The organism is Secundilactobacillus oryzae JCM 18671 (assembly GCF_000740055.1).
Taxonomy (GTDB): Bacteria; Bacillota; Bacilli; order Lactobacillales; family Lactobacillaceae; genus Secundilactobacillus; species Secundilactobacillus oryzae.
On sequence record NZ_BBJM01000019.1, the window covers coordinates 16,648 to 40,643 of the forward strand.

A 23,996-nucleotide genomic window follows, 5' to 3' on the forward strand; every position below is an offset into this window, starting at 1 on the left:
TATGACAGAAGGCTGACTTCTGGAGCTCGATTAAATCTAAATAGTTCGATTAAATAGAAAAAGGATGTGCCAAATTTAAATTTGGCACATCCTCTTATTTTTAGTTATCTTTCCAATACTGAAGTTCATCAATGTGACGGCCAAGATAAGCCATGGCTTCCTTGGCGAGCTTTTCGCCGTCCAATTCAGCCTGGTCAGGATCATCATGGGTGGTATCCCGAAGAATTCCCATTCCAACCGCAATGAACTGTTCCTTACGACCAAAGCCATCGTCATCGAAGAGTTTATCGAGACCAGTGAGATCGTCCTTGCCGGCTTCGTATACCTGTTTGGCGAGGGTTTCGGAGTTGTCTAATTTCTTGCTAGCGTATTCCAAAAGAAAATCATTCATGTCCGTCAAAACTTTTTTGCGTTCAATCTTTTCTGCTTTTGTCATAATCGCAACACCTCTAATTCCATTCTAGCGCTTCAACGCAATTTTTCAATGGGTATGCATCTTGAACTCGAGGTAAAGATCGTTATAGAGGCCAATGGTTTTAGGACTGAGATCAGAATAGACTTCCAGATTTTGGATGGTACTACTTGGTGGATAGAATTGTTTATCGTTACGAATGGATGCTGGTAGTAGTACTTTCGCTTTCTTGTTAGGCGTTGCATAGCCAACATATTCTGCGTTTTGTGCGGCGTTTTCTGGTTTGAGCATGAAGTTTAAAAAGGCGTAAATCGCATCGTAATGCTTGGCGGTCTTGGGGATTACCAGGTTGTCGAACCATAAGTTACTTCCCTCGGACGGCACAACGTAGTGTAGATGGGCGTTATTGCTAATCATTTCGGACGCCTCGCCCGACCAGTCAACGGCGATTGGCGCTTCGTTGTCTGCCATGTACATTTTGATTTCATCAGCCACAATTGCCTTCACATTAGGCGAGAGTTGGTCCAATTTATGTTGGGCGGCGCGTAACGTTGCTGGATTGGTAGTGTTCACAGATTTCCCCATTGAAACGAGTGAGAAGCCCATGATATCACGAGTGGAATCAACAAGCATGATGTCATTTCGGTACTTTGATTTCCAGAGATCGTTCCAGTGACTGATTTCACCGGGTTTGATGAACTTGTCATTGTAGACAATTCCCAGCGTTCCCCAGAAATAAGGTACAGAGTATTTGTTGTTACGGTCGAAAGATTGATTGGTGAAGCGAGCGTCCAGATTGGACATCCCGGTTAGCCGACTTTTATCGAGTGGCTGGAGCAAATGGGCCGCCTTCATTTTTTCAATCATGTACTCACTTGGGACGGTTAGATCATAGCTGGTACCACCCTGTTTGATCTTGGTAAACATGGCTTCATTGCTATCGAAAGTTTCGACGTTGACATGATAGCCACTTTCCTTTTCAAATTTGGTGATTAGAGCGGGATCAATGTAATCGCCCCAGTTATAAAGATTCAAAACCTTCGTACCGGAGTCACCTGATTTAGTTTGAAGCCGGTTGGCGGAAAAGGCGAGTAGCGCACATACTGCCAAAATACCGACTAGGAGTGAGAAGAGTCGTTTCATAAGATATCCTCCTCTCGAGTGGTGCGTTTAAGTTTTCGACTTTGTTGGTATTGGTTGAGGAAGTAGTAGCCCACAACCAGCAAGAGCGAGAAGACGAAAAGAACACCGGATAGCGCATTGATTTCCAAACTAATTCCCTGACGTGCTCGTGAGTAAATTTCAACGGATAACGTCGAGAAACCGTTCCCGGTTACGAAGAACGTCACAGCAAAGTCATCCAGTGAATAGGTGAGGGCCATGAAGAAGCCTGATAAGATACCAGGCGTGATAAATGGAAAAACGATTTTTGAGAGAATTTGCCAGTTAGTAGCGCCTAAGTCAGCCGCTGCGGAAACCATGCTGGTTCCTAATTCGCGTAACTTGGGCAGTACCATCAAAACCACAATCGGAATTGAAAAAGCAATGTGGCTAAGCAAAACCGTGCTAAATCCTAATGGTAATTGGAGGGCAGTAAAGAAAATCAAAAAGCTGGCACCAATGATGACGTCGGGTGACACGATTAGAATGTTATTAAAAGACAGAATCGTGTTACGGGTGATGGTCCGGCTGGTTTGGTTAATACCTAATGCACCAAGCGTTCCAATAATGGTAGCAAACAATGAGGACAGGAGTGCAATCAACAAGGTCTGGAGCACAATAATAATTAAGCGACTGTCCCGCAATAAGGCGGAGTAGTGAGAGAGTGTAAAGCCTTGAAAATGGCTCATTGAGTCGCCCTCACTGAATGAGAACGCAATCAAAAAAAGGATTGGCGCATACAAAATGATAAAAACGACTAATAGGTAAAGATTGCTGAACTTAAAGCGCTTTGTCATTTTTGAAAGCCTCCCCTCGATTTTGCGTCACCGGTCAATACCATGATGATAACCATTGCCACAATCAAAACAACACCAATCGTAGAACCCATGCCCCAGTTCATGGTAATCAGGAAGTGTTCCTCAATTGCGGTACCCAAGGTGATAACCTTATTACCACCGATTAGACGGGTTAGCATGAAGAGGGATAGTGAAGGAATAAAGACGGTTTGAACCCCGGCTTTAACACCAGGAAGGGTCATTGGCCAGATTACACGTCGGAAAGTCTGCCAGTTCGTGGCACCAAGGTCATGGCTGGCGTTAATGTAAGACTGGTTGAGATCCTCCATAGCGTTAAAAATAGGCATAATCATGAATGGAATTTGAATGTAAGTAGCGACAAAAATAAAACTAAAGTTAGTAAATAACAGTTGCTGTGGTCCAACGCCAATGAAACTCAGAAATTGGTTTGCAACCCCCGTTTGGTTAAAAATTCCGATAAATGCGTAGGCCTTTAACAGCAAATTAATCCAGGTTGGTAAAATAATGAGCAGCAGCCAGAGTTGTTTGTGCTTCAAATGGCTCAACAAATAGGCCGTGGGATAACTGATTAGCAGCGTCACGAGCGTAATCAGCAGGGCATACCACAGTGAGTTAAGGGTCATCATCAAGTAGGTTCCTGATTTAAAGAAGGTGGTGTAGTTGGCCAGGGTAAAGTGGTGATTAATATCTAAGAATGAGTTGTATAGAATAAGGGCCACTGGGGCAACTACGAACAGGAAGAGCCAGAGACTATAGGGTATGAAATAAAATAAGTTAGCTGTTTTAGATTTCATCACGCGTCTCCTTAATCATCAGTTTCATAGGTTTCAAGTCGGGCATCGAAGTCTTCTTCGCTTTCGTTGAAACGCATCACGTGAATGTCATTAGGCGCAAAAGTGACTCCGACACGACTATTATCAGGAACTGAATTGGTGGAGTGAATGAGCCATTCGTTGCCGTCATCATCGGTTGCGGCGATTTCGTAGTAGTCACCGCGGAACAGTTGTGTATCGATAGTGACCACTAACTTACCGTTTTCAACAGTTGTAATGGTCAGATCTTCAGGACGCATGACGACTTCTACGGGTTCGTTGGGTCGCATACCAGCATCTTCACATTCGAAGCGTTTGCCGACAAATTCGACCACGTAGTCTTCACGCATCACGCCGTTTAGGATATTACTTTCACCAATAAAGTTAGCAACAAAGTGGTTGATGGGCTCATCGTAAATGTCGACAGGGGTCCCACTTTGGAGAATTACGCCATCGTTCATCACGAAAATTTCATCACTCATCGCTAGCGCTTCTTCCTGATCATGGGTGATGAATAAGAAGGTGATGCCAAGTCGTTGTTGCAGTTCACGTAATTCGTATTGCATATCACGACGCAATTTGGCGTCCAAGGCAGAGAGAGGTTCATCAAGGAGAAGCATTTTGGGCTCCATGATGATGGCGCGGGCAATTGCCACCCGTTGCTTTTGACCACCAGAAAGTTCGGAAATCTCTCGGTTGCCATAGCCATTCAAGTGGACAGATTTCAAAGCAGAAGTGACGCGACGAGTGATTTCTGCCTTCTTGACGTTCTGAAGGGTTAGTCCAAACGCCACGTTGTCAAAAACGTTCATATTGGGGAAAAGGGCATAGTCTTGAAAAACTGTATTAACCTTGCGACGGTTAGGTGGTAACTCGTTAATGCGTTGGCCATCAAAATAAACATCGCCTGCATCCACGGAAGTGAAGCCAGAGATGGTCTGAAGTATGGTGGTTTTGCCAGAACCAGATGGGCCAAGTAATGTATAAAACTTACCGGCTTCCAGTTCGAGATTAATATCTTTTAAAACGGTGCTGTCACCGTAGCTTTTACTGACGTGATTTAGTTTAACAATGGGTTGTGCCAATGATGTTCCTCCTATCCGTGCCGACTTGATCGATGGCTATTGGTTGAATTTGATTTGATCACTTTGCGTTTAAATTTAGGCAAGCTGTTTTCTGGTTCATAATGGAAATGACGAATCCGACCATTATAAGGTTTACCATTCATTCGAATCCGCTGCCATTGTTGCAAGGCTTCTGCAAGGTCTGTGGCGGCGGTCACCCGTGACGGGATGTTTTCAGATTTAGCGGTTGATAAAATATCGGTTTGGACCTGGTTCACGAGTTTTAAATGGTAATCGAGTAGTTCTTGGGTTAATGGTGCGTCTTTGTATGAATTGAATAGTTTTTCGATGTAACGAAGCGCGTCCTTGGAATTTTGTGGTTGATAAAAGCGATTCTCTTCCGTCATGACCGGGCCTCCTCTGATTAAAATATCGACCTTCATTATAGCCCAAAAACCGTTGCGACAAAAGCTATTCAGCGGAAAATAAAAAAGCCCGAGGCATCTTTGCTTTGGGCTCTGTAAACATAATTATTTAGTTTCGTTTTTTTCAACGGCATCCGTGTGAACTTCGGCAGCAACTCGTTGTGGCGAGAGGGAAATATTGAACATTGCGTTCAATAATACGGCTGAGAAGCTACTAATCACAATGCCATTTGTTAAGATTAAACGAGCAAATTCTGGTAATGATTGGAAAATTTGAGGGTAGACCGTCACGCCTAAGCCCAAACCGATTGAAATAGCGACGATGAGTAAGTTGTGGTTATCCTTGAAGTTAACGTCTTGGAGCATCCGAATACCTTGAACGCCGACCATTCCGAACATCACAATCATGGCACCACCAAGAACGGAAGTCGGGATGATGGTAGCAAGGGCGCCAACTTTTGGTAGTAAGCCTAAAATTAAGAGGAAGAAGCCAGAGAAGTAAATTGGCTTACGTGACTTAACACCAGATAGTTGAAGGACCCCAACGTTTTCGGAGAAGGTGGAGTATGGGAAAGTGTTGAAAATTCCACCAAGAATGGCGGCAATTCCTTCAGCTCGGTACCCACGCTTCAAATCGGCGCTATCTAATTTGCGTCCGGTGATATCGGCTAAAGCGAAGAAAACCCCAGTTGATTCAATCATGGTGGTCAGTGAAACAACAATCATGGTTAAAATGGATGACCATTCGAACTTAGGGGTCGCAAAAGCAAATGGCGTTGGTAAATGGAACCAAGTGGCTTGCATAACGGGTTCAAGGGAAATCATACCGAGCATTCCGGCGATTGCTGTTCCAGCAATCAGACCCAATAGGATGGCCAGTGATTTCATGAAGCCCTTAGCATAGCTGTTCATGAGTAGAATGACGACCATTGTTGTAAAACCAATGAGGAGGAACTTAGGATCGCCAAAGTGAGATGAAGTGGCATCACCACCACCCAAGTCTTGGAAACCAACGGGAACTAAACTAAATCCGATAACAGTAATTAAGGACCCCGTTACGACTGGTGGGAAGAAGTTGCGAATTTTCGAGAATAGACCACTAATAAGGAAAACGAAGATACCAGCGCCGATAATTGAGCCATACATGACGCCAATCCCCATGTTTTGACCGATGGAACTTAACGGTGTCACAACTTGAATCGCACAACCCAATACAACTGGCAAGCCGATACCCGTAAGAGGCGTTCGCTTTAGTTGTAAAAGCGTTGCAATCCCACACATGAAAATATCAACACTGACAAGGTAAGCAATTTGTAAGGCGCTGAAATGCAATGCGGCTCCGATTAAGAGGGCGACCAGCATATCACCGGAATACATGGTCAGCAGATGTTGAAAACCAAGAATTGCTGCTTTACCGTTTGAAATTGATTCAATGTCTTCCTTGATGCTAACACCGTTTTGATAGTCCAAAATTTTCCTCCTATTGTGAAGATCCTATTGGCAAAGAAAAAAGCTCCCTTGCCGTTATAGGCAAAGGAGCCACCGATAACCAGACGTCATCGGTTTGCACTTTTGCTTATAGTCCAGTATTTACGGTACTGGGTAGAAACAGCCAACCTTATTATGGCTATATATAGGCATCACGTTTTTTTAAATTGGATTCATCTTAGCACCACTAAATTAGAATTACAAGGATAAATTTGGTGAGAATTTTCACGCCATTTTTATTAAAAAACCGTATGATGGACTTATTAATCATTTGAGAGAGGAAATGACACGCATGAAAAAGATTTTAGCAATTCATACCGGAGGCACCATTTCGATGTCGCAAAATGAAAGTGGTGAAGTTGTCCCGAATTCGGATAATCCGATTGCCCAAAACCAAACTATTTTGAACGGGCAGGTTGATTTAATCACCGATGAACTCTTTAATTTGCCTTCACCACATATCACACCGGAAATCATGTTACAGCTGAAGAATCGAATTGAGCAAGCTGAGCGGGACGGCATTGACGGCGTAGTTATTACTCACGGAACGGATACATTGGAAGAAACAGCCTACTTTTTGGACTTAACGTTGCCCAACACGATTCCAATCGTGATCACAGGGGCAATGCGCTCTTCAAACGAAATCGGATCAGATGGTTTGTACAACTTTAGAAGTGCCATTGCAACGGCAGCAGATGATGAGTCCCGTGACAAAGGTGTACTCGTGGTGATGAACGATGAAATTCATACCGCCCGCTACGTCACAAAGACGCACACGACGAATGTTGCGACCTTCAGAACCCCAACGTTTGGTCCAATTGGCATTGTGTCAAACCAAGAAGCCCGTTACTTCCAAGAATTAATTCGCCAAACCACCTGTCAAGTTGACCACGTGGTGGACCATGTTTATCTCATTAAAGCGTATGCGGGGATGACGGGTGAATTGTTCGACTTTCTACCGGCTGAAACGAACGGTGTAGTCATTGAAGGCCTAGGAGCCGGCAACTTACCACCACAAACGTTGGCAGCCATTCAGCGTCTATTAGACCGTAATGTGCCAATCGTATTGGTTTCGCGCTGTTACAACGGCGTTGCTCAAGATATTTACGATTACGAGGGCGGTGGCGTTGGACTCAAAAAGATGGGCGTTATTCTTTGCCAGGGGTTGAACGGTCAAAAAGCTAGGATTAAGCTTTTAGTCGGCCTAAGTGGTGGTCTTGCTGGTGAGTCATTGACCCAGTTTGTGAACAACGCAATCTCATAGGCGAACCCCTGTTTCGAATGAGGAAACTGTGATAAAATTGGGAATCTAAACAAGGACAGGGAGGTGTCGCCAATGGACTCAATCTTAACGGATTTGAAGTATGCCCAAAGCAAGCAATTTTTAGTCAACATTTTTCAAAAGAACCAGGAAGTCGTCTACACGGGCTACGTTAGTGCAATCGATCAAACTGGATTAGTCATTGAAACTTTCAGCGACACCGGATTGCCAGATGGCGCAGTCTACCTTGACTTGGAAGTCATTGAGGAAGTTGAGTTTGATAGTGATGATCTAGATAACATGCTTTTTCGAATTGCGAACGCCGCCGAGGAGAGCTTGATTGATATTCACGGTATTACGGAGCAATTTACGGCTGATCAACCGCTGCTCAATCAAGTTTTGACGCAGGCACTTAACCACGAGTGGGTCTTAATGATTATGGATCAGCAAGAAGGGACTTTTTACGAAGGCCAGATTTCCAAGTTGACGGCCACTGGTATTGAATTGGAGACCTTTAATAAGTTCAACTATTCGGAAAACAAAGCCGTGACTTTACCGTTTTCGGCGGTTAAGTTGGTGGAATTCCAGGGGCGTGAACTGACGCTTCAAGCTCTGATTATGCCTGAGATGCTTAAGCAAGCACACCAACCATCAGTTAAAGTACTAAGTACGTTAGAAAAAGAGCAACAGCTTGCTAGAGCACTTGCACAGCAAACTTACATTGCCCTGATTCCAGATGGTAACCGGCAGATGTTTTTTGTTGGTAAGGTTAATTCGATTAACGAAAGCGGCATGGTCATGAATTTGGTGGACATGTCGGGACAATTCGGTGGTTACGTGCTTTTACGCCATGCCGAGATTCGAGAAGTCATTACAGCTTCAGACTATCTCCAAACGGTCAACTTATTGGTTCAAACGAACGAGCGCATTGGAACAGAGCTGCAGCCCGTTTTGAATGATGAGCGACTTTTTGACGCCACAACCGACCTATTCGTTTCTGTGCTTGGTCAGGCAGCCGCCTTCAAGCGCGTTTTGCAAATTCGGTTACAAGATGGTCAATCAATGGTGGGGTATCCGAGCCACGTGACGCAAGATCATGTCATTTTCCATGAAATCGAAGACACCCAAATCGTTGATTCGGTTGGCCAATCCATCCGAATTGATGAAATCTTCCAGATTGGTTTTGACTATTTGGAAGCCCATTTAATTGAGCAACAACTAAAAAATTCTGGTGAGTTATAAGCAGGAGGATTCCGTAACATGAAGAAAACACCTTTTCCTAAGTGGTTAATTGAGACGCTCCAAATTGTCATCTTGATTGCCATTCTATATGCAGCCTACATTCTGGCAGGACCATTTTTAGGTGGTAAGCCAGTCAGTGCTCAGACCTGGCTCTATTACCCCGTGCAAATCTTTGTGGCATTGATTGCGGTGGGTGCCTATCGATACTGGAAGGAAAGTCAACGGATTGCGTCGGAGAAGGCGAAAAAAGAAGCGGAACTCCGAGAGCAACGACGCTTGGCGGAAAGCAAAACGCAGCATGAGGCCAACATCAAGCGAAATCAGAACGTTCAACAAAACTTGAAGAGACAAAAAAACGAACCGAGATAAAACTATCGGTTCGTTTTTTATTAGGCATGTCGGGTAAAATATTGCTCGATAAGCTTATGCTCTTCTGGTGTAGGATCTGATTCCATCGACTTAATGTCGTGCAACCTTTCCACCGTCATATGAATATTGAAAGCAAGTTCGTTGTCGGTCAAATTGTGTTTTCTCTGGAAAGTGATGATATCTTCTGCTATACTGTTAATTTCGCGTGACATACACTCCCTCCAAGCTAAATATGGTTGTTCAATTTTATTATAGCCAACTTTGGTTAAAATGGTGACAAACTGATTTCAGAAAAGGGAATTATTTTCAAACATAAACGTTGCTGTTGCCGTAGTGGTGCGGTAAACTAACTTAAAGCTGGTGTAATCTGCTAGTGATTCATTGTTATCAGAATTCAACTTTCGTGATACCGGTCTGTGATGTGGGCCAGGTATAGTGGAGACTGTTTTAAAATAACAATGAGGTGAACTTAATGAAGTTTAATAAATCAATCTTAGCAATTACATCGGCGGCAGCTTTTACATTGACGCCAATGATCAGCGCCAGCGCCAATGCTGCAGGACACACATCGCAATCAGTTTCAACGTCAGCACAAGTTTATACGAGCACAGTGCAGGCCACGAGTTACGGCTCAGATACAGCAACTGATTCAACTAGCACGGCTGTTGTTAACTTAGCCAAAAAGCTAGCTTCTCAAAGCATTCCGTATGTATGGGGTGGCGAATCCCTCCAAGGAATGGACTGTTCTGGATTAACCGACTACGTTTATCGTGAAGCGGCCGGCATTCAATTAGGGCACTACACGGTGACACAAGAAAGCAAGGTTACCAAGAAGGCAGTGGCAAACGCTCAACCAGGTGATTTACTTTTCTGGGGAGCGCAAGGCGCGAGTTACCACGTTGCCATCTACATTGGCAACAACCAGTATGTGGCAGCGCCACAACCAGGCCAGAACGTCAGCGTACAAACAATCAACAGCGCGTTCATGCCTAGCTTTGCTGGAACAGTTAATCGTTAATTAATCTTCGGTAATCATTTTGATTACAACTACGATACTGTAGTTTATCAAGCAGGAAGTCCACCAGTGATGGTGGGCTTTTTTATGTTTTCCGAGGTATTTGTAATATTTTGATAGCGCCTGAAATGGTATAATATAGGCGAAATCAAACGTTTAGGGGAGGGAGGGCCTCCATCAATTGGAGGACCAAAATTATGAAAAAGAGTCGATTGATTACAGCTTCATTAGTGGCACTAAGTTTGATCTTAGCGGGATGCGGAAGCAATCAAGCTAGCCAATCGAGTAGTAATGAAGCGTCGTCTTCAAAATCAAGTCAGTCGAAGGCGGTATCTTCAAGCAGCAGCAAGGAAACCAGCAGTCGTTCATCTTCAGCGTCTTCAACGACTTCAAGTAGCAGTAATGCTTCGAGTGCTAGTCCTTCTAAGACCAGCACGACAGATACTCAGGCCACGACTACCAGTATGAGTTTGTCGGATATGTATAATTGGGCGTACTCACAAGTGAGTCGACAATATGCACGACAGGATATCAGTATGACGTCTTACAAGGCCGATAACGGAGCAACGATTATTCAAATTGTTGAAAACCACAATTCGCCTAATATGAAGGCTAAGGGTGTTGATCCTAATACGGCCCCAACTATCGCCTGGTTTGAGGTGACGACAAAGGGTGCCCTGTATCGTTCGGATGACGGTGGTGCCAACTTTTATTTAGTAGCTAATCATCAATAAACAAACCAAAAGACCAAAGCAATCTTAAATTTGCTTTGGTCTTTTTTAGTACCAGTTACTATGATTTCGGCGAATTCGCATTCGTACTTCAAAGAAGTAGCCTAACAGGATGGCCACTAAGATGACCGTCAAAACGGTCCAAAGCCAGTTGCCCTGCGTTTGAACTAGTACGAAGTAGCCAAATCCCAATGCGCTCAGCGCGAGTAAGATAATGTTTAAAATTGTTGAGCGACTTTGCAGAAATGCCATTCCAATTGCCAAAAGGGTTGCGCCCGCAACAACGCCCTCTGCACTAGATGGTGTGTTGAATTCAGCAATTGTTGCAATAATCTCAATTAGGAGGCCGACGACAATGGCGACCACACCGAAGACTCCTGTGAAGTTAGTTAAGTTTGACCGTTTCATACGACCACCCCTCTCTACGCTTATTATAGAACAAAGTCTGGAGCATGGGTATATTTTCAAACTAAGGTAAATGGATCATAAACAGTAGAATTTGCAAGATTAACAGTAAGCTACCAAATAAGTAAAAATCTTTGACTGGAATTTTAATAACCTGGTAGTGTGTCCGTGGTTGGTCCTCAACAAATCCGTGAGAAGTCATCGCTTCCGCTAAGTTTTCTGACCAATTTAGTGAAGCTAAAATTGCCTTGAAATAAAGTGTTGGTGACCAAAAGTGCATTGGCTGATTTCGCATTTTTCCTGCTGCACGAATAATGCTGACTTCAGCCGTAATTTTGGGAATTAGGTTGAAAGCGCCGAGGAATCCATAGGCAAATTTTGAAGGCAACTTAGCGTTTTGCTCAAGTGAGGCAACTAATTGAGGGAGTGAAGTGGTTAGCGTGACAATTGAGCCGACAAAAACGTAGGCATAAATCCGAGTAATCAGAACCAAGATGAAGTCCAATCCCTCGTCGGTCCAAAGCGCCATCGAAATTCCAATGGCCAGAGCGGGCAGTAAAGGAACGATGAATAGGAGTCCGATTTTACGGTAGGCCACGCGGTTAATCAGTAGCCAGATGATACTTGCAATGACTAAGATCAAATTGACCGTCCAGGATCTGGTAAAAGAGATTTCAACCGCGATAAGTAGTGATAGGAGTAATTTCAAACTAGGATTCATGATAAGCCCTCCTGATACGTCAACGTTTGATTGGCCAATTGCAGATGGTAATCGGCAACTTGGGTTAAACCAGTCAGCTGATGGCTGATAACAATCAATGTTTCGTCCAATTGTCGACTGGCCTCACGCAAGAATTGAGCAACTGTAGCGACCGAATCTAAATCTAACCCCTTCAATGGCTCGTCCAGTAGCAAAACGGGGGGAGCTGTAATCAACATGCCCAAGAGTTGTAACTTCTTTTTTTGGCCTTCACTCAGCGTGTAAACCACCTGATCACCACGATTGGAAAGGTTAATGGCAGCTAACATTTCGGCGATTTTTTGATCAGAGTAGAATTCTGGATGGTGACTAGCCTTCTTTGAAATTGCGAGCTCTTCGGCGACGGTAATGCCCAGAAATTGTGCTTGTGCTTCCTGGAACATGAGCCCCACTTGCAAGGCGTAACGGCGAGCTTTTAATTTTTGAATGTCATGAGTTTCGTAGATAATCTGTCCCTGGTACGTTTTTAAGCGAGTTAACGCTTTGAAGAGTGTTGATTTACCCGCGCCATTTTCACCAGTTAGGAGGGTGATTTTACCAGCTGGAATGTTCAGTTTGTCCACAGTCATAAGGGTGCGATCACCAGTGGTTAACTGAACTTTTTGCAGATTTAAAATGCTAGGTGTTGTCGTTTTGGGAAGTGGCACGTTAAAGCTGGTTTTGGCGCTAGCAAAACGACTAAATTGCTTGCTAGCTTCCGATTCGGATAACCGCGAAATTTGTTTGGTTTTCGGATTAAGTTCGAAGACGTCATTCACCACATTTTGATAGTCACTTAAATCGTGGTCCGCAAGAATAATGGTTTTTCCCGCTTCGTCGCGCAATGCCACTAAACGCTCAATTAGGTGCTGACGGGATGAGGTATCGATGCTCGCAAACGGTTCGTCCAGCAGAATCACATCACTATCCATCGCAACGATGGTGGCGAGGGCAACCTTTTGTTTTTCACCGCCGGAAAGTGTGGCGAGGGTGCGGTCCCGTAATTGAGTGATGCCAACAAACGCTAGTGCATTAGCGATAATGGCATCCATTTTTGCAGGATCGACTTGCAGGTTTTCTAGCACAAAAATTAATTCATTGGTGACCGTATCCATTGTAAATTGCTGATCTGGATCCTGAAATAGGAGAGCAACCCGTTTACTGACGGTGTCTGCTGGCATGTCGGTAAGCGATTGGTCGTCGTATGCGATTGTGCCGGACTGTAATGTTCCACGAAAACTAGGGTAGAGTCGTGCCAACAGTTTCAATAAAGTTGACTTTCCGGTCCCTGATGGTCCGATGAGTAAGGAAAAGTGGCGGTCTGAAAAAGTCAGTGTCACATCGTTCAGGACGGGTGGCAGTTTTTCTTGCGCAGTGGAATATGAAAATGTTAAATGATTGACCGAAACGTTGGCCACTGAAATCCCTCCATTTTAACGTGCAGACAGCACCCGGCTTTTCTCAAGTAAGTTCATAATGAGTTTAACGAGTACGCCCCCAAAGAAGAAGGTGGACACGAGTCGGATGATAAATAGTGAAAGCAATAGACTTAAGTGGTACTGGTTATAGCCATTACGAATCATGTCCCAGCCAAATGTGACAATAGTGGTAGTGATAACGCTTAAAGACAAGCTAAACCAGTTGTAGACCTTGTAGCCAGTGACTGTATAACCGAGTTCAGATCCAATGCCTTGAACGATGCCAGAAATGAGCGTGCTAGCGCCCCATTGACCACCCAGGAACATTTCGACAACCGAGCCAAGCAGTTCGCCCAAAGTTGCAGAACCGGCGATTTTAAACAGGTAACCGGCTAGTGGTCCCGCCATAACCCAAACGCCCATTAGAATATCGTTGGCTGCCGGTCCCAATCCGATTGGGGTCAGTGCAACAGTCAAAATGTTATAAAGTGGAATAATGACCCAGTAGATAACCCCGAAAAAGATTGAAATTAAGGCTAACGTGATGATATCGCGTAAATGCCATGCTTTGAAAAAGTTCATAAAAACGCCCCCTTGAAAGTTTGCATTTAGTTAAATGGATTAGGGAAAGAAAAAACCCCCGACTCAGCTGAGTCGAGGGTCTCCATGCGTCAAATAATGGTAAACCGGTCATTATCTCCCTTCGCTGGTCTTAACCAGAGCAGGTTCAATGGGTGTTATCTCAGCCAAATGGCACCCCAGATATATTTAACTAAATTACACAAGTAGCGTACCAGATTTTGAAAGGGGTTGCAAGTTAAGGCCCAATCCCAGCTTTTATTTTGTCCAATCTTTGATAAAATTGGGATAGTTAATTGAGAAAGGGGACGAAAGTGTGAGGTATAAGAAACTCTGGATAGGCGTACCGGTCGGGATTTTGTTGGCAACCTGGTTTGCGGTAACCATTAATAGCCGTGAAGCTATTCCGTCTGCCATTACCACCAGTAAGCAGCCCCGCGCTTACACAATTAGCGATTCTCGGGTACAGATTTATAATCCCCAGACGCACCAAAAGCTAAGGGTAAGTAATCAGTCTAAGCAAACTTGGTATGTGCTGAAGTCAGCCAAGTTGACTGAGGGGAATCGTCATGAAACGTTTAAATATGTTTACCTGGATAACGCACACCAAGGCTGGATTGCAGCCAATCATTTGAAAAAGGTGCTGCCACTCAACTACAAGCTCAAAAAAGCAAAGGCGGCTATCGCCATTAACGCAACTACTGGACAAGTTTTAACACAGCAAAATGCGAATAGCCCGCAATTGGTTGCCTCAACAGCGAAGCTTATGACCATTTATCTGGCAATGCAAAAAGTTCAGAAAACGAAAGCGGGTTGGCATCAAAAAGTCGATGTCATGAAGGACAAACAACTGGTAAAGATGAGCCAGGATCCGGCTCATGGTGGTTTTGAATTCAAAAAGAATCGAACCTACACTGTCCATGATTTAGTGGATGCAGCGATGATTCAGTCGTCTAATAACGCCGCCATCGCACTAGGAGAGTGGGTTGCTGGATCTAACACCAAATTCATTCGCTTAATGAACCAAACCGCCAAGGCGTGGGGGCTACGTCAAACGCATTTCGTTTCGTCATCTGGTTTAGAAAATGATGATTTAAAATCGTTTGACTTAACGGTCCCTGGAACCTCGGCAAAGGCGGCTAATCAGCTGTCGGCGGCTAATCTAGCGACTATTGCGCGAAAACTTATTACCAAGTATCCAGAGATCCTGTCAGTTAGTCGCCAACGAGTGAAAAAAGTGGCAGGTGAAACACTGTATAACTACACGCCCTTGTTAAAGGGAGCTGAATCTTACGATCAAAAATTAAAAGTCGATGGCTTAAAAATCGGGTACACGCCACGAGCAGGCACTTCTTTTGTGGGAACTGGAACGCCGAATAACAATCGGATTATTACCGTTATTATTAAAGACAAAAAGGTTTTTGATGATACGACCAAGCTGATGAAAGCCGCCAGCAAGGTGAATGTGCCAACGACGGTGATTAACTTAGCCAAGCAGAACCAAGATAACGAACATGCCTTATCAACGAAGCTCATTTATCAACTAAAGACGCTTAACTAGGAGGACACTGACAATGATCAAGATGATTGCAACGGATATGGATGGGACTTTTTTATCGGACGAGAAGAAGTTTAATCGCCCCCGTTTTCAAACGATGCTAACGGAGATGGAACGCCAGGGAGTTCACTTTGTGGCTGCTAGTGGGAACCAACTCTGGCACCTTCAGGAGGTCTTTTCCGGTTTAGAAGGGGAAATTACCTACGTAGCTGAAAATGGTGCGGTTATTGTGGCGAATGGTCAAACGCTGCATGCCGACGAAATCCCATCAGTATTGTGGCATGAGGTCATCAAACTTGTTCGTGAACAGCCAATGTTTGATGGCGTTCATGTCATCATTTCTGGTCAAAATGGTGCCTATACGGAGATGAGTGCAGATTCATCTCGGTTTGCGGCGTCTAATTATTTTTATAGTCATTTTCAGTTAGTGCCTGATTTACTTGACGTCCAAGACACCATTTTTAAGATGGACCTTTCATGGGAACACGTAAACATCTATGAAAAGGCGGATTATTTTAATAATCATTTCGATGGTCAGCTCCGGGCAACTTCTAGTGGCTTGGGTGGTATGGATGTGATCATGCCCCATGTACACAAGGCTTATGGCCTTGAATTTTTGCAAAAGCAATGGCAAATTACGCCCGAGGAAACCTTGGCGTTTGGCGATAATGGCAATGATATTGAAATGCTACAGTTTGCCAAGTATGGATACGCGATGAAGAATGCGGCACCTGAAGTACTCAAAGCCGCACCGTTTGTCACCGAATGGAACAACAATGAAGAGGGCGTCTTGAATACGATGGCGGCCTTTCTAAAAAGATAGGGGACGAGTCATTTGATTAACATGATTGCGCTAGATTTAGATAATACACTTTTGACTAATGATAAGCGGATTAGTCAACGAAACGAATTAGCACTCAAAAAATTGCACGATGAAGGGATGCGAGTTGTCCTCTGTACCGGCCGCCCGATTAATGCGATTTGGAACTATATTGATCAACTTGGGCTAACCGGGGCTGATGATTACACCATTACGTTTAACGGTGCGTTGGTTGTCCATAATAATGACAAAGCGGTTCTGGCAAAACAGGGCATGAAACGCGATGGTTTGGCGCCTTTGTACGACTTCTCCAAAAGTCATGGCTATTCACTCGACGTTTTAGACTTTGAGCAAGATTACCAAATTAGCGATTTAGCACCGTCAATTTATGCAGATAAACTGGGTAACACACTTAAGTACACTGCAACACCATTTGCCGGCTTAGCGGATCAGCTTTACAGTAAGGCGGTCATTGCGCAACCACGAGAAGTTGTGGATAAGGTCCAATCAGTCGTTGATCAGTCACTACTGGACCACTACCATATTGTTCGGTCACAACCACATATTCTCGAGTTCCTAGATCACGACATGGATAAAGCGGTTGGCTTGAAAACGTTATTGGGCCATTTTGGCTGGACGTTTGAAAATTTGATGACGTTCGGGGATGCTGAAAATGACCTGGGGATGCTGAAGGCCGCCCAAGTGGGTGTTTCGATGGCTAATGGGACAGATGCCGTTAAAGCGGTGGCGAATGAAGTTACACTGTCTAATGAAGAAGATGGTGTGGCGGCGTTCACTGAAAATTATTTTGCCTAATTAAAAAGCTCATGAGCCAACCAATTGGTTAGTTCATGAGCTTTATTTGTTGAATTAGTGTTGTTTGAAAAGGTCAGTGAGGTAGGTCATGAAGAGTTTCAAGTACCGCGCACTGTCGGAGGTTAAGCCAACCGTCACGTTAGGATTAGGTTCGTTGATACGAGTCGTATCCCCAATCGTTCGGCCGTAGCTCTCGGCATCGGTAGAGACGATCATGTTCAAGTCAAACGAGGTGATTAAGCTTGGATCGAGTGCCACACCAACGGCCAGTGGATCATGGAGAACACAACCATGAAGGGTGGCATCGAAATCGGCGTAGGCGTCAATGTAGTAATCTACGATGTCCGCGAATGCTGTTCCGGCTTTGGTACCAAGATCACGCCACTGTTGCGTTTCCTTCTTAGTCAGGATGTTTCTGAGCGTCACATCCAACCCAATCATGGTTGAACGCAGTGAACTCGTCAAAACCGCGTTGGCAGCTTCAGCATCTTGGTGAATGTTGGCTTCTGCATAAGGTGTGACGTTTCCTGGTACGGTTAATGCACCGCCCATGAAGGTCACGTTTCCAATTTTGTTTGGCAATTCAGGGTCTTTTTCAATAGCTGCAGCCAGGTTAGTCATTGGGCCAGTTGGGACTAAAATTAAATCCTTACCATATTGGTTGACGGCATCAATCAGAAAGTCGACTCCAGAAGTGGTTTCTAGTGGGCGTTTAGCTTCAGGTAGTGTAACGCCACCAATTCCGTTTTCACCATGAATCGAGGCACTGATAGGGAGGCGGTCGAAGTGATCCGCATGTGAGGCGTGTGATTCACCTAAGTAAACCGGCACGTCAGTTGCGCCTAAAAGTTCCAGAATCTTGAGGCTGTTTTTGCCACCTTCTTCAACAACCACGTTACCATAGGAGCCAATGATGCCAATCAAATCGACATCAGGTGCACCAACTGCATAAGCAATCGCCATCGCATCGTCAATACCAGTATCTAAGTCCAAAATGAGCTTTTTTATAGCCATGAGTGAAAACCTCCAACGCTTTTTTTGAGAATTACTTCTCTAATTTAATGATAAGGGAGTCCTCCGACAAAAACAAATGAATTTTAGGCGATTATCCTGAATTTTGCTTTATAATGAAATTAACGAATTCGAACGCAAGGGAGGCGACTAAGCGTGCCAGAAGAGACAAAGCAGCCTAATCACGGGGATGCTGAAAAGGCGGCGAAAGCCAGACAACGGTATAATTATCTACTAAATGAGGCAACGAAGGAACTAAATGATTGGACGGGCGATGATGAAGCCGTTGAAATTCATTTGTTTCAGATGTTCTCGGAAATTTTTAAACGTCACGGTAAAGATGAGGGAGATGCCTTGTTCATCGTGGGGACAAAATCAACGACACCAGCCTTATGCACCGTTTCTTCGGCACCGGTTAAGCCCTGGCTCTTTTCACGGGTATTTGCGCTGTTAGCCTCTAGTTTTGCGTTATTGACAATGCTCTTTCTGGTCTTTCACAGCATAAAGGCGGTACCAGGCCTCATCTTCATCGGATCATTGATGGTGCCGTTCTCGCTCCTTATTATGTTCTTTGAAATTAATGTATTTAAAAATCTATCCGTGTTTCAGACGACACTGGTGTTTTTGATTGGCGGTATTGCGTCGCTAGTGATGACGATGGTGCTTTACACCATTATCCCGACTGGTGATGGCGTCGGTCTTCAGTCAGCTTTGGCGATTGGCTTCGTTGAAGAAACAGCAAAAATGCTGATTATTTTCTATTTCATCAATCGGTTTAAATTAAACTATATCTTTAATGGTCTGTTGATTGGGGCGGCAGTAGGCGCTGGATTTGCAGTGTTTGAGACGGCTGGTTATACTGGCGAATATGGTCTGATTACGGTTTTTATCCGCAGTTGGCAGGCTCTGGGGACACATACAATTTGGTCCGCCATTATTGGAGCGGCGATTGTGATTGCAAAGGAACGCCATGTTCCTATCAAGAGTGTTAACTTGCGAGATATGAAGTTTTTGCGATTTTATGTTCTAGCAGTGCTGCTTCATGCTGCCTGGGATTGGAATTTCCCTGGAAATTGGCTCGAAATGTTTGATCTACAACAAATCTTGTTGATTGTTGTGGGGTGGATTGCAATTTTCGTCTTAATCAATGCGGGATTACGAGAAGTCAGAACGTTGCAAGGGCAACATATTGAATCAACATATCTACTTTAAGCGAGGGTGACAAAATGACGGTAACAGATGAAATTTACGATATTACGATTATTGGTGGTGGTCCGGTTGGCATGTTCGCTGGATTTTATGCCGGATTGCGAACGGCTAGAACCCAACTTATTGAGAGCCTATCTGAGTTGGGAGGACAAGTGCAAGCCCTATACCCTGAAAAAGTGATTCTTGATATTGCTGGATTTCCGGCAATCAAGGGGAGCGACTTAATCGCCCAACAGACTGAACAATTCAATGACTTTCCTATTGATGTTTTTAAAAACGAAACGGTGACGGATATTGTTCGAGAAGCGGATGGGTTTCAAGTTACAACTAATCGTCGAACGACGCGGACCAAAAAGATCTTGTTAGCCATTGGAAATGGCGCATTTACCCCTCGTAAACTTGCTGTTGAGGGGATTGATCATTTGGAAGGTCAGTCGTTATTTTACAACGCGGCTCACCTGGACCATTTCCGCAACCGAGATGTCCTGATTGCCGGCGGTGGGGATGCCGCGATTGATCAAGCGTTAATGTTAGAACCTGTTGCACATCAGGTGACGATTGTGCACCGCCGTGATTCTTTCCGAGCTTTAGAATATATGGTTCAAAAGTTGGAGGATTCATCAGTTAATATTAAGACCCCGTTTTTAGTTCATGATATTCAAGAACAGCTAGATGGCAAGCTAGACATCGCACTCAAACGAGTTAAAACGGATGATGACATCGAGCACGTGCAGGTGGATGATATTTTGGTCAGTTATGGCTTTGTGTCTGATAATAAGGCTGTAAGCGGTTGGCATGTGGATTTTGAAGAAGATCATCGGATGATTAAGGTGAACTCGTTTATGCAGACCAGTGAGCCTGGCATCTATGCGATTGGAGATGGGGTCTTGTATCCTGGTAAGCAACAGTTGATTGCAACTGGGTACGGCGAAGGCCCCACAGCCATCAATGCGATGATGCAAGAGATTTATCCAGATCGTCGAGGACCGGTTCACAGTACCTCGTTGAAACTGAAATAGTAAAAGAGGCGTCGTGCAGACTTGCACGGCGCCTTTGATTTACCTACCGTTATCCGGATTGGTAATTTTAATTCGGTTTGATTCAGTTGATTTGTGGTTCACTTCAGGTGCATTTGTTTCGTACAGGGATAAGGTTGATTTATCATTATGCTTACTAAAGACACTGGTTGATTTGAGCCCTAATTTTTCTTCGATCGCCTTTTCTTTGTCAAGACCATCAGAGTAGTCAAAGGCTTTAGCTTTAACAGCGGTGAAGCCTTTAGGCGTGTAGAAACGGAGTAGGTTCTTTTCATTTAACGAATCGGATAAATCCAGTTCCTTACGAACATGATCATTAATCTTGTCGACTTTCTTCTGCAGCGCCTTGGAAGGATTTTTGATTTCACTACCAGTTGCGTTGAGATAGAGGGTACCAGATACAGACGTGTATTTTGGACTCACCCAATCGCGATTTCGGAATGCCACAATTTGATCGTGTTGCTTGGAGAGTAAGTCAGTCCCAAACTGAATGTAACGTTTAGAGTTGAGCCCTAGTAGGTGTAAGAGGGTAGGTAAAACATCCACCTCACCACCATATTGGTGCTGAATACCACCGCCGGAAGTACCAGGCATGTTAAACATCAGCGGCACTCGTTGCAGTTGAGCATTGTCAAAATCATCCCAGTCGTCAGGATTCTTGGTTAGCACCTTAGCAAGTTGGCGATTTTCAGAATTGGAAATACCATAATGGTCACCGTAAATCATAATGAGTGACTTTTTGGCGAGGCCGGCTTTGTTAAGATAAGCATAGAATTCTTTGATGGATTGATCCAAATAATGGGCGGTAACAAAGTAATTATCAACCGTTTTTGAGCCGGTATCCGTTCCCTTGAACTTAGTATCTTCAGAATCAAGAGTGTAAGGGAAATGGTTCGTCACGGTAATGTATTTCACATAAAACGGTTGTTGAAGGTTCTCTAGGAATGGTACAGAATCGCGGAACAATAGCTTATCCTTGAGGCCATAACCGGTTGCCCGGTCGCCGGAAGTGTTGTAATAGCTAGCGTCAAAGAAGTATTGATAGCCCATGTTTTTGTACGTACTATTTCGATTCCAGAAACTAGCAACATTACCATGGAAGACGGCACTCGAGTAGCCTGCCCGTTGATTCAAGATGGCGGGCGCTGCCTGGAAGGTGTTTTCACTACCGAGTTGAGCAAATAACGATCCTTGAGGTAGCCCATAGGTACTGGTTTCAAGTAAATTCTCAGCATCACTTGTCTTGCCTTGACCGACTTGGTGGAAGAAGTTATCAAACGCATAAGTCGATTTACTGTGGTAGAGCTGATTCAAGAATGGCGTGACTTCCTTGCCGTTAACCTTACGATCAATCAAGAATTGCTGGAAGCTTTCCAAGTGAATGACAATGACATTTTTACCTTTGGCCTTACCAAAGGTAACCTGGTTTGGTGCTGCAAAATGTTCGCGTGTGTACTTTTTAATACTGGTCAATTCTGATTTCTTGGCCGTTGCGCGAATGGAATCCGTATGTTGCGTATTGACACCGTCATAAACGGTAAAGGCGTCAATACCGAGGTATTTAACCAGATAGGTGCGGTCAAAGGTCCGAGTTAACAACTGTGGACGATCCATTTCTCCAAGTGTTAAGTTGACGCTGAATAAGAGAAACGCAATTGAGGTAACTGCCCAACCAATTCGTTTATTGAGTGGGCGGTGATCAATTTTGACTTTCCGGAATAGTAAGAAACCGACAATGAGGACGATATCCAACCAGTAAAATAAATCGTGGACGTTCGTGAGGGCGAGTGAACTACCGCTCAGTCCCTGATTGACCTTAGAGTAACCGGTCATAGTTGAAATGGTCATGAAGTCGGTGAATTCCCTAAAGTAGATGACGTTCAGGTACAGGAGCACGGTATTGGCAATATCGATAATAATGATAATGGGGTAGAAGAGTCGCGATTTTTTTAAATAAAGTGCGATACCAAATAGTAAGATGGTTGTCGCAAACGGATTAATGACTAAGATGAACCATTGGAAGATACTTGTGACGCCAAGTCGGAAGTCGACAAAATACGTCAACAAGGTCTTTAGCCAAAACAGAAAAACTAGCCAGCTAAAGAATCCGAGGCGCGTGTTACGCTGTTCCCAAAAAGTTTTAATTGCTTTCAAGATGGTACCCCTTTTTACTTATGTAATGAAGTTTAACTTATAAATTTTAACATACTTCGATAATTGACACTTATTGAGAGTATCGTACCAGATTTTCGAGTACTAAATCTCAAATCTTGCGTGATTTATGAAAATATTATGCTGTATACTTGGAGTAGTGAAGGAGTGATTTAGCATGGCAAAATTAAACCTGTACGTGGTTCGGCACGGACAAACCTATTTCAACATCTTCAACAAGCTTCAAGGGTGGAGTAATTCACCTTTAACCCAAAAGGGCATCGATGGCGCGAAGGAGACCGGGGCTAAATTAGCCAATATCCACTTTGATGCGGCTTATTGCAGTGACACCACACGGGCCATGGAGACGGCTCGGTTGATATTAGCCGCTAATCAAACGTCTAAGGTGAAGGAGCCAGTTACCAGTCCGTTCTTCCGCGAAGAATTTTACGGTTACTACGAGGGCAATGACATGGATCAGGCGTGGTATTTAGCCGGAGCGCCTCATGGTGTCCCAACCTTTAAAGACATTCAATCAACCTATTCAATTGGCAAGGCGAAGGATTTCTTGAAGGAAGCCGATCCGTTTCACTTAGCTGAAAATAACGATGAGTACTGGCAACGGGTGGATCAGGGCTTTGAACTGATTCGTGAAAATCAAGAATTAGCAGATGACGCCAACGTCCTATTGATTAGTCACGGTAATACGCTACTAAGCTTGATGGAGCGTTATGGTGAAGGCAAATATGACCTATCCAAGCGGCCAGAAAATGGTAGCTTGACCCGTCTCGAATTAAGTGATGATGGGATTAAGGTTATTTCGTACAATGAAAAATAAAAAATGACAGAACGAGGCCGATGCGCTCAAGTAGTCATAATTTAGTTAAGGGTGTGTTGGCAATGGAAATTAAACAAGTAATTGGAACCGAAAATACCGTTTACCCAGATGCGCTTGCGATTCGCAAGACTGTTTTTATTGAAGAACAAGGTGTCGATGCAGATTTGGAACTCGATCATCAAGATGAGGATACGAAGCATTACGTTGCCTATGTCGGTGGGGAAGCGGTCGCAACTGCCCGCTTGAAACCGCTGTTCAATAAACGAGTTCGTATTCAACGGGTAGCGACGTTGAAACAACATCGGCGAAATGGTTATAACACCCAGGTCATTAAACGGGTATTAGCAGATGCCAGAGCAGAGGATTTTTATGAGGCCGTGCTGGATGCGCAAGAGACAGCGATTGGCTTCTATGAAAAGATGGGCTTTGAGGTTGTCAGTGAACCATTTTTGGAAGCGGGGATTCGTCACCGCAAAATGATGTACCGACTTGATGACTAAAACATTTGAAAGCAAATTAAAAGAGGCTGTGACATAAGTCTCTAAAAAGTGGAATCTAAATCGGATAATTCGATTTAGATTCCACTTTTTTAGTCAAGATTAAGGAGCTTAGCTCCT

At 44.1% G+C, this 23,996-nt stretch carries 26 protein-coding genes and 2 riboswitches; of the genes, 12 read left to right on the forward strand and 14 right to left on the reverse strand.

From position 1 onward, the window contains the following. Nucleotides 1–100: 100 nt before the first annotated feature. The 7 genes from LOSG293_RS06055 to LOSG293_RS06085 form a co-directional block, all read right to left on the reverse strand. Nucleotides 101–436 carry a hypothetical protein gene (locus LOSG293_RS06055; protein WP_034528236.1) on the reverse strand — a complete coding sequence of 112 codons (336 nt, stop codon included), beginning with the start codon at nt 434–436 and terminating at the stop codon, nt 101–103. A 45-nt stretch (nt 437–481) separates the two neighbouring features. Then, nucleotides 482–1,555, reverse strand: coding sequence for an ABC transporter substrate-binding protein (locus LOSG293_RS06060; protein ID WP_034528239.1), 1,074 nt, complete (start codon nt 1,553–1,555; stop codon nt 482–484). Further along, nucleotides 1,552–2,370: an ABC transporter permease gene (locus tag LOSG293_RS06065; RefSeq protein ID WP_034528241.1), complete on the reverse strand. Its 819-nt coding sequence runs from the start codon at nt 2,368–2,370 to the stop codon at nt 1,552–1,554. The genes LOSG293_RS06060 and LOSG293_RS06065 overlap by 4 nt, the downstream gene beginning before the upstream one ends. Next, nucleotides 2,367–3,185, reverse strand: coding sequence for an ABC transporter permease (locus LOSG293_RS06070; RefSeq protein WP_034528243.1), 819 nt, complete (start codon nt 3,183–3,185; stop codon nt 2,367–2,369). Before LOSG293_RS06070 ends, LOSG293_RS06065 begins: the two co-directional genes overlap by 4 nt. An 11-nt stretch (nt 3,186–3,196) precedes the next feature. Next, on the reverse strand, nt 3,197–4,288 hold the full coding sequence (locus LOSG293_RS06075) for an ABC transporter ATP-binding protein (protein ID WP_034528244.1): 1,092 nt from the start codon (nt 4,286–4,288) through the stop codon (nt 3,197–3,199). An 11-nt stretch (nt 4,289–4,299) separates the two neighbouring features. After that, complete coding sequence (locus LOSG293_RS06080) at nt 4,300–4,674, reverse strand: hypothetical protein (RefSeq protein ID WP_034528245.1); 375 nt, start codon at nt 4,672–4,674, stop codon at nt 4,300–4,302. Nucleotides 4,675–4,797: 123 nt separating this feature from the next. Then, a complete protein-coding gene (locus LOSG293_RS06085) occupies nt 4,798–6,138 on the reverse strand; it encodes a nucleobase:cation symporter-2 family protein (protein WP_034528275.1) in 1,341 nt (446 codons plus the stop codon). Between the two features lie 113 nt (nt 6,139–6,251). Further along, nucleotides 6,252–6,349, reverse strand: a riboswitch (purine riboswitch). A gap of 123 nt (nt 6,350–6,472) precedes the next feature. Here LOSG293_RS06085 and LOSG293_RS06090 point away from each other — a divergent pair. The 3 genes from LOSG293_RS06090 to LOSG293_RS06100 all read left to right on the forward strand — a co-directional run bounded on the left by LOSG293_RS06090 (nt 6,473) and on the right by LOSG293_RS06100 (nt 9,052). After that, nucleotides 6,473–7,444: an asparaginase gene (locus LOSG293_RS06090; protein WP_034528246.1), complete on the forward strand. Its 972-nt coding sequence runs from the start codon at nt 6,473–6,475 to the stop codon at nt 7,442–7,444. 72 nt (nt 7,445–7,516) lie between these two features. Beyond that, on the forward strand, nt 7,517–8,683 hold the full coding sequence (locus tag LOSG293_RS06095; protein WP_034528247.1) for a hypothetical protein: 1,167 nt from the start codon (nt 7,517–7,519) through the stop codon (nt 8,681–8,683). An 18-nt stretch (nt 8,684–8,701) separates the two neighbouring features. Further along, nucleotides 8,702–9,052: an ABC transporter permease gene (locus LOSG293_RS06100; RefSeq protein ID WP_034528248.1), complete on the forward strand. Its 351-nt coding sequence runs from the start codon at nt 8,702–8,704 to the stop codon at nt 9,050–9,052. A 20-nt stretch (nt 9,053–9,072) separates the two neighbouring features. Here the strand turns inward: LOSG293_RS06100 and LOSG293_RS06105 are convergent, their stop codons facing one another. Further along, on the reverse strand, nt 9,073–9,264 hold the full coding sequence (locus tag LOSG293_RS06105; RefSeq protein ID WP_034528249.1) for an LBP_cg2779 family protein: 192 nt from the start codon (nt 9,262–9,264) through the stop codon (nt 9,073–9,075). Between the two features lie 260 nt (nt 9,265–9,524). Between LOSG293_RS06105 and LOSG293_RS06110 the strand changes: the two genes are divergently transcribed. After that, nucleotides 9,525–10,070, forward strand: a complete 546-nt coding sequence (locus LOSG293_RS06110; protein WP_034528251.1) for a C40 family peptidase — start codon at nt 9,525–9,527, stop codon at nt 10,068–10,070. A gap of 194 nt (nt 10,071–10,264) precedes the next feature. Continuing rightward, the gene (locus LOSG293_RS06115) at nt 10,265–10,801 is read left to right on the forward strand and encodes a hypothetical protein (protein WP_034528253.1); all 537 of its coding nucleotides are present in this window, start codon (nt 10,265–10,267) and stop codon (nt 10,799–10,801) included. Between the two features lie 45 nt (nt 10,802–10,846). Here the strand turns inward: LOSG293_RS06115 and LOSG293_RS06120 are convergent, their stop codons facing one another. From LOSG293_RS06120 to LOSG293_RS06135, 4 genes are all read right to left on the reverse strand, one after another. Beyond that, nucleotides 10,847–11,206: a hypothetical protein gene (locus LOSG293_RS06120; protein ID WP_152551114.1), complete on the reverse strand. Its 360-nt coding sequence runs from the start codon at nt 11,204–11,206 to the stop codon at nt 10,847–10,849. A gap of 61 nt (nt 11,207–11,267) precedes the next feature. Continuing rightward, a complete protein-coding gene (locus LOSG293_RS06125) occupies nt 11,268–11,924 on the reverse strand; it encodes an energy-coupling factor transporter transmembrane component T family protein (RefSeq protein ID WP_034528257.1) in 657 nt (218 codons plus the stop codon). Then, a complete protein-coding gene (locus LOSG293_RS06130) occupies nt 11,921–13,360 on the reverse strand; it encodes an ATP-binding cassette domain-containing protein (RefSeq protein ID WP_034528259.1) in 1,440 nt (479 codons plus the stop codon). The genes LOSG293_RS06125 and LOSG293_RS06130 overlap by 4 nt, the downstream gene beginning before the upstream one ends. 15 nt (nt 13,361–13,375) lie before the next feature. Next, nucleotides 13,376–13,942: an ECF transporter S component gene (locus tag LOSG293_RS06135; protein WP_034528260.1), complete on the reverse strand. Its 567-nt coding sequence runs from the start codon at nt 13,940–13,942 to the stop codon at nt 13,376–13,378. A gap of 99 nt (nt 13,943–14,041) precedes the next feature. After that, nucleotides 14,042–14,131: riboswitch (TPP riboswitch) on the reverse strand. 124 nt (nt 14,132–14,255) lie between these two features. Here LOSG293_RS06135 and LOSG293_RS06140 point away from each other — a divergent pair. Genes LOSG293_RS06140 through LOSG293_RS06150 form a run of 3 tightly spaced genes read left to right on the forward strand, consistent with a single transcriptional unit; the run spans nt 14,256 to nt 17,133 of the window. Beyond that, entirely contained in the window at nt 14,256–15,500 is a 1,245-nt protein-coding gene (locus LOSG293_RS06140; RefSeq protein ID WP_051907240.1) for a D-alanyl-D-alanine carboxypeptidase family protein, read from the forward strand. Nucleotides 15,501–15,513: 13 nt separating this feature from the next. Then, on the forward strand, nt 15,514–16,320 hold the full coding sequence (locus LOSG293_RS06145; protein WP_034528262.1) for a Cof-type HAD-IIB family hydrolase: 807 nt from the start codon (nt 15,514–15,516) through the stop codon (nt 16,318–16,320). A 12-nt stretch (nt 16,321–16,332) separates the two neighbouring features. After that, complete coding sequence (locus LOSG293_RS06150) at nt 16,333–17,133, forward strand: Cof-type HAD-IIB family hydrolase (protein ID WP_034528263.1); 801 nt, start codon at nt 16,333–16,335, stop codon at nt 17,131–17,133. Between the two features lie 54 nt (nt 17,134–17,187). Here LOSG293_RS06150 and LOSG293_RS06155 read toward each other — a convergent pair whose 3' ends face one another. Beyond that, nucleotides 17,188–18,147, reverse strand: coding sequence for a nucleoside hydrolase (locus LOSG293_RS06155; RefSeq protein WP_034528264.1), 960 nt, complete (start codon nt 18,145–18,147; stop codon nt 17,188–17,190). Nucleotides 18,148–18,300: 153 nt separating this feature from the next. Between LOSG293_RS06155 and LOSG293_RS06160 the strand changes: the two genes are divergently transcribed. Further along, the gene (locus LOSG293_RS06160; RefSeq protein ID WP_034528265.1) at nt 18,301–19,356 is read left to right on the forward strand and encodes a PrsW family intramembrane metalloprotease; all 1,056 of its coding nucleotides are present in this window, start codon (nt 18,301–18,303) and stop codon (nt 19,354–19,356) included. Between the two features lie 14 nt (nt 19,357–19,370). Then, nucleotides 19,371–20,372, forward strand: coding sequence for an NAD(P)/FAD-dependent oxidoreductase (locus tag LOSG293_RS06165; RefSeq protein WP_034528266.1), 1,002 nt, complete (start codon nt 19,371–19,373; stop codon nt 20,370–20,372). 39 nt (nt 20,373–20,411) lie between these two features. Here the strand turns inward: LOSG293_RS06165 and LOSG293_RS06170 are convergent, their stop codons facing one another. After that, entirely contained in the window at nt 20,412–22,544 is a 2,133-nt protein-coding gene (locus LOSG293_RS06170; protein WP_034528267.1) for an LTA synthase family protein, read from the reverse strand. Nucleotides 22,545–22,719: 175 nt separating this feature from the next. Between LOSG293_RS06170 and LOSG293_RS06175 the strand changes: the two genes are divergently transcribed. Then, nucleotides 22,720–23,379, forward strand: coding sequence for a histidine phosphatase family protein (locus tag LOSG293_RS06175; RefSeq protein ID WP_034528268.1), 660 nt, complete (start codon nt 22,720–22,722; stop codon nt 23,377–23,379). Between the two features lie 62 nt (nt 23,380–23,441). Beyond that, nucleotides 23,442–23,879 carry a GNAT family N-acetyltransferase gene (locus LOSG293_RS06180; RefSeq protein WP_034528279.1) on the forward strand — a complete coding sequence of 146 codons (438 nt, stop codon included), beginning with the start codon at nt 23,442–23,444 and terminating at the stop codon, nt 23,877–23,879. The last annotated feature ends 117 nt before the right edge of the window (nt 23,880–23,996 follow it).